The sequence below is a fragment of the Brevundimonas sediminis genome, assembly GCF_048799765.1.
Taxonomy (GTDB): domain Bacteria; phylum Pseudomonadota; class Alphaproteobacteria; order Caulobacterales; family Caulobacteraceae; genus Brevundimonas.
The window spans coordinates 1-5,472 of sequence record NZ_JBLYQK010000062.1 but is presented as its reverse complement, the minus strand read 5'-3'; the positions used below and the strand labels follow the sequence as shown (position 1 = coordinate 5,472).

At 47.6% G+C, this 5,472-nt stretch carries 6 protein-coding genes; 1 reads left to right on the top strand and 5 read right to left on the bottom strand.

Annotated elements, in window-relative coordinates; all coding sequences use genetic code 11:
* Positions 1-703 precede the first annotated feature (703 nt).
* The 5 genes from ACLQ7T_RS16190 to ACLQ7T_RS16160 all read right to left on the bottom strand — a co-directional run bounded on the left by ACLQ7T_RS16190 (position 704) and on the right by ACLQ7T_RS16160 (position 4,748).
* Positions 704-1,516 (bottom strand): hypothetical protein, encoded by an 813-nt coding sequence (locus tag ACLQ7T_RS16190; protein ID WP_420480284.1) that lies wholly within the window; start codon positions 1,514-1,516, stop codon positions 704-706.
* A complete protein-coding gene (locus ACLQ7T_RS16185; RefSeq protein WP_029490466.1) occupies positions 1,494-2,033 on the bottom strand; it encodes a hypothetical protein in 540 nt (179 codons plus the stop codon). Before ACLQ7T_RS16185 ends, ACLQ7T_RS16190 begins: the two co-directional genes overlap by 23 nt.
* Before the next feature lie 2 nt (positions 2,034-2,035).
* Positions 2,036-2,656 (bottom strand): nickel transporter, encoded by a 621-nt coding sequence (locus tag ACLQ7T_RS16180; RefSeq protein ID WP_239699380.1) that lies wholly within the window; start codon positions 2,654-2,656, stop codon positions 2,036-2,038.
* Between the two features lie 225 nt (positions 2,657-2,881).
* The gene (mbeA, locus tag ACLQ7T_RS16240) at positions 2,882-4,435 is read right to left on the bottom strand and encodes a plasmid mobilization relaxase MbeA (protein WP_422653496.1); all 1,554 of its coding nucleotides are present in this window, start codon (positions 4,433-4,435) and stop codon (positions 2,882-2,884) included.
* A complete protein-coding gene (locus tag ACLQ7T_RS16160) occupies positions 4,425-4,748 on the bottom strand; it encodes a MobC family plasmid mobilization relaxosome protein (RefSeq protein ID WP_000955999.1) in 324 nt (107 codons plus the stop codon). The genes mbeA and ACLQ7T_RS16160 overlap by 11 nt, the downstream gene beginning before the upstream one ends.
* Positions 4,749-4,811: 63 nt before the next feature.
* Here ACLQ7T_RS16160 and ACLQ7T_RS16155 point away from each other — a divergent pair, with 63 nt between their 5' ends.
* Complete coding sequence (locus ACLQ7T_RS16155) at positions 4,812-5,003, top strand: Rop family plasmid primer RNA-binding protein (protein ID WP_000165985.1); 192 nt, start codon at positions 4,812-4,814, stop codon at positions 5,001-5,003.
* Positions 5,004-5,472 lie beyond the last annotated feature (469 nt).

Genomic DNA, 5,472 nt, shown 5'->3' with positions numbered 1-5,472 from the left:
ACGAGCATCACAAAAATCGACGCTCAAGTCAGAGGTGGCGAAACCCGACAGGACTATAAAGATACCAGGCGTTTCCCCCTGGAAGCTCCCTCGTGCGCTCTCCTGTTCCGACCCTGCCGCTTACCGGATACCTGTCCGCCTTTCTCCCTTCGGGAAGCGTGGCGCTTTCTCATAGCTCACGCTGTTGGTATCTCGGCTCGGTGTAGGTCGTTCGCTCCGAGCTGGGCTGTGTGCACGAACCCCCCGTTCAGCCCGACCGCTGCGCCTTATCCGGTAACTATCGTCTTGAGTCCAACCCGGTAAGACACGACTTAACGCCACTGGCAGCAGCCACTGGTAACTGGACAAGGTGGATTGAGATATTAAGAGTTCTTGAAGTGGTGGCCTAACTGCGGCTACACTAGAAGGACAGTATTTGGTATCTGTGCTCCACCAAGCCAGTTACCTTCGGAAGAAAGAGTTGGTAGCTCTAGATTCCGGCAAACAAACCACCGTTGGTAGCGGTGGTTTTTTTGTTTACAGGCAGCAGATTACGCGCAGAAAAAAAGGATCACAAGAGGATCCTTGAATCTTTTCACTCCCACTCCTCGGCCATAGCCATAGAGCTCAGTTTTCAACCACAAGGCAAAAACTAATGATTAGCAACCGCAAGAACAAACAATGCGACCATTAAAAATAATGATCGCGATTACTCACAAAAATACTAATTAATATTTTTCAGCAACAATCGCTCTTTCTCATCACTTGTAATATATAAAGAAGATGTCGCATCAACAATATGAAAACGCTCCAAATGACTCTCAATGAATTTTTGTCCTTGATTAGTCAGTCTATCAATACTTTGGTTTAAACTAACAATATCTCTATTTAATTCTTCCAAAAACCGAGTTGACGTATCAATAACATTCCCCATCTTAGTATCAACTGCACGAATTAAAATATCTTTAGCTCTCTCATTATCACCAAACTTTTCCTCAATTCTTATAAGATCATTCATAGCCTCTTCCGTTGCTTCATCTTGCAGGCGCTTATATTGTACAGCTTTCTCATAGACAAATTTCTGTGCGCGCTCCTTTAAATCAAGCTGCATGTTCCCAATAGAATTAATCACTTCTATGTTTAATTTCGTTAGTTGCTCCTTGTAACGTGCAATAGCTGCTGTTGTTCGCTCCATCCTCTCAAGTTCCTGTGACTTTCTCCATTCCTGGATCTCAGCTACTGCTTTTTCTATTTCGCGAACGCGACGAACCTCTAAATCAACTTCAAGAGTTTTCTCTTTTTCTCTCAGCTCATATTCAGCATTCAATTCACTCATTCTGAGTTCATGCTCAGCACGCTTCTTGGCCGTCAAGACATCCATGTTACGCTTATGTTCAGACTCCTTTGAAGCCTCCTCCCTTCTATATTCCCTATCTTTCAATGGTTCTTTAGCCCATTCACAGAGTGCATCAACAGGCTTACTAATACAATTAAGCAAAGCGCTACCAATCTGACTAAAAATCCCCATTTTTTTCACCTAAAAGCCGTTCAAATTCTCTTTCAAAAATAACACGTTCTTTCTTCATCATATAGTTAAGATATTCAAGTCTATCTCTATCCCTATCAAAGACTTCATATATTTTACGTATCTGTTCAAGCTTACCATTAAAAAACAAAAGATCCGCACAAGAATCGCCACTTGAATATTTAAACCCCACAAGCCCACTCATTATTTTTTGCAATTTACCCTGCTTTTTACCTTTTATATCCGCAACTCTCCTCAATATACACTCCAAATTAGAGTTAATAAAAATAGAGTACTCTCTCTCAAATGAAAGACTTAACAGCCCTTCATTTCTTTCATATAAAAACAATGCCGAATATAACTGAGGCTCTTCATTGATGCTGCGCGATACAAGGCACTCCCTTGCCTCTCGTAAAGCAGCCAATATCTCAGGAAGTTCCGACGAAGACAATTTAAAGTCATTCACTTTACGTTCTAATATAGTCACAAGAACATAAAGCAAACTATTTATATGTCTATCCCCGGCCATAATTAATTATTGCCCGGCTCAATAGATGGTTTATTTAATTTAGCCTCCGCGCGAATACAAGCAATTGTATCTAATGTATGCTCTTCAACAAGACCTCCGCTTAGATCCAAGCTTTTGGTATAACTACCAACAAGTTCTTTAATCCATTTTGATGCCACTTCATTATCAACTTGAGACTCACTTAGAGTTTGATGAACCTCTTTTAATGTCTCAGAAAAGAATTTAGCACGTTCTTTACGTAAATCCTCTTGCAAAGAGGAAGCAAACTTTATTTCTTCCTTATATTCTGAGATAAGCTGCAAATAATTCTTTTCAAACTCATACAATACAGACAATTTGGTCTTTAGATGCGCAATGCTGACATAATCAACTAACTCTCTTTTCAAGACATTTGTCAATTTTTCATTAATTGAATGATCGGCACCAGACGCTTCAACAGCCCGTGATATTACATTATATAAACCACTCATATCGTTATTCATAGAATAAGTACGCTTTCCTTTGGTCTCAACATCCAACTCTTCCCACGCTTTCGACATAGAGTCTCCCCATCTCTCTATAGAGTCACTAAATCTGATTATGTTTTCTAAAGCCATTTTAATACTGGTCGTTTTATCTGTCATGACTTAGGCCTAACTCATCCATTTACCATAACGTCGCATTACACGCACCGCTAAAACGCGTTCAGCGCGATCACGGCAGCAGACAGGTAAAAATGGCAACAAACCACCCGAAAAACTGCCGCGATCGCGCCTGATAAATTTTAACCGCATGAATACCTATGCAACCAGATGGTACAGGCCACATTAACCCCTCTTAATCCACTGAAGCTGCCATTTTTCATGGTTTCACCATCCCAGCGAAGGACCATCCAGCGTGCGTTCCTGTATTTCCGGCTGACGCTCCCGTTCCAGGGATAACGCATGTTCGCGCTCCTGTATCAGCCGTGCCTCTCTTATCTCCAGTTCTCGCTGTATAACTGGCTCAAGCGTTCTGTCTGCTCGCTCAAGTGCTGCACCTGCTGACTCAACTGCATGACCCGCTCGTTCAGCATCGCGTTGTCCCGTTGCGTAAGCGAAAACATCTTCTGCAATTCCACGAAGGCGCTCTCCCATTCGCTCAGCCGCTGCATATAGTCCTGTTGCAGCTGCTCTAAGGCGTTCAGCAAATGTATTTCCAGCTCTGTCACTCTGAGTCACTCCTTCAGATGTACCCACTCTTTCCCCTGAAAGGGAATCACCTCCGCTGATTTCCCGTACGGAAGGACAAGGAATTTCCTGTTCCCGTCCTGCACAAACTCCACGCCCCATGTCTTCGCGTTCAGTTTCTGCAATGTCTCTTCCTGCTTCCTGATTTCTTCCAGGTTCGTCTGTATCCGTCCGCCAAGATACCAGAGCGTCCCGCCACTCGCGGTAAACAGGAGAAAGACTATCCCCAGTAACATCATGCCCGTATTCCCTGCCAGCTTTAACACGTCCTTCCTGTGCTGCATCATCGCCTCTTTCACCCCTTCCCGGTGTTTTTCCAGCGATTTCTCTGTCGAGGCTGTGAACAGGGCTATAGCGTCTCTGATTTTCGTCTCGTTTGAGGTCACAGCCTCGCTGACAGACTCGCCGAGCTTCCTGAACTCGTCGTTCAGCATTTTCTCTGTAGATTCGGCTCTCTCTTTCAGCTTTTTCTCGAACTCCGCGCCCGTCTGTAAAAGATTGCTCATAAAACGCTCCTTTCAGTCTGATATTCCTCCCGCCGTTCGGGTCTGCAATGCTGATACTGCTTCGCGTCACCCTGACCACTTCAAGCCCCGCCTCTGTGAGCGCCTGAATCACATCCTGACGTCCTTTTATCTCTCCGGCATGGTAAAGTGCGTCTATACCGCGTGTAACGCTCTCAGCAAGTGCCTGTTTCGTTTCCGGCAGGTTATCAGGAAGGGTCAGCGTCCGGCGGTTCTCCGGGGCGTTGGGGTCATGCAGTCCGTAATGGTGATTCACCAGCGTCTGCCAGGCATCAATTCTCGGCCTGTCTGCGCGGTCGTAGTACGTCTGGAGACGTTTTCCGGTCTGTAGCTCCATGTTCGGAATAACAAAATTCAGCTCAAGCCGTCCCTTGTCCTGGTGCTCCACCCACAGGATGCTGTACTGATTTTTTTCGAGACCGGGCATCAGTACACGCTCAAAGCTCGCCATCACTTTTTCACGTCCTCCCGGCGGCAGCTCCTTCTCCGCGAACGACAGAACACCGGACGTGTATTTCTTCGCAAATGGCGTGGCATCGATGAGTTCCCGGACTTCTTCCGGATTACCCTGAAGCACCGTTGCGCCTTCGCGGTTACGCTCCCTCCCCAGCAGGTAATCAACCGGACCACTGCCACCACCTTTTCCCCTGGCATGAAATTTAACTATCATCCCGCGCCCCCTGTTCCCTGACGGCCAGACGCAGCCGGCGCAGCTCATCCCCGATGGCCATCAGTGCGGCCACTACCTGAACCCGGTCACCGGAAGACCACTGCCCGCTGTTCACCTTACGGGCTGTCTGATTCAGGTTATTTCCGATGGCGGCCAGCTGACGCAGTAACGGCGGTGCCAGTGTCGGCAGTTTCCCGGAACGGGCAACCGGCTCACCCAGGCAGACCCGCCGCATCCATACCGCCAGTTGTTTACCCTCACAGCGTTCAAGTAACCTGGCATGTTCATCATCAGTAACCCGTATCGTGAGCATCCTCTCGCGTTTCATCGGTATCATTACCCCATGAACAGAAATCCCCCTTACACGGAGGCATCAGTGACTAAACAGGAAAAAACAGCCCTTAACATGGCGCGCTTTATCAGAAGCCAGACATTAACGCTGCTGGAAAAGCTCAACGAACTGGACGCGGATGAACAGGCAGACATCTGTGAATCGCTTCACGACCACGCCGATGAGCTTTACCGCAGCTGCCTCGCACGTTTCGGGGATGACGGTGAAAACCTCTGACACATGCAGCTCCCGGAGACGGTCACAGCTTGTCTGTGAGCGGATGCCGGGAGCAGACAAGCCCGCCAGGGCGCGTCAGCGGGTTTTAGCGGGTGTCGGGGCGCAGCCATGACCCAGTCACGTAGCGATAGCGGAGTGTATACTGGCTTAACTATGTGGCATCAGTGCGGATTGTATTGATAGTGCACCATATGCGGTGTGAAATACCGCACAGATGCGTAAGGAGAAAATGCAACTTCCGACGCTCTTCCGCTTCCTCGCTCACTGACTCGCTGCGCTCGGTCGTTCGGCTGCGGCGAGCGGTGTCTGCTCACTCAAAAACGATAATGCGGTTATCCACAGAATCAGGGGATAAGGCCGGAAAGAACATGTGAGCAAAAAAAGGCCGCGCAACAGGCGTTTTTCCATAGGCTCCGCCCCCCTGACGAGCATCACAAAAATCGACGCTCAAGTCAGAGGTGGCGAAACC

What these genes read in the sequence shown, in the direction of transcription:
- ACLQ7T_RS16160 (WP_000955999.1), bottom strand. Translation starts at nt 4,748, where the DNA reads ATGCTCACGATACGGGTTACTGATGATGAACATGCCAGGTTACTTGAA.
- ACLQ7T_RS16185 (WP_029490466.1), bottom strand. Translation starts at nt 2,033, where the DNA reads ATGGCCGGGGATAGACATATAAATAGTTTGCTTTATGTTCTTGTGACT.
- mbeA (WP_422653496.1), bottom strand. Translation starts at nt 4,435, where the DNA reads ATGATAGTTAAATTTCATGCCAGGGGAAAAGGTGGTGGCAGTGGTCCG.
- ACLQ7T_RS16180 (WP_239699380.1), bottom strand. Translation starts at nt 2,656, where the DNA reads ATGACAGATAAAACGACCAGTATTAAAATGGCTTTAGAAAACATAATC.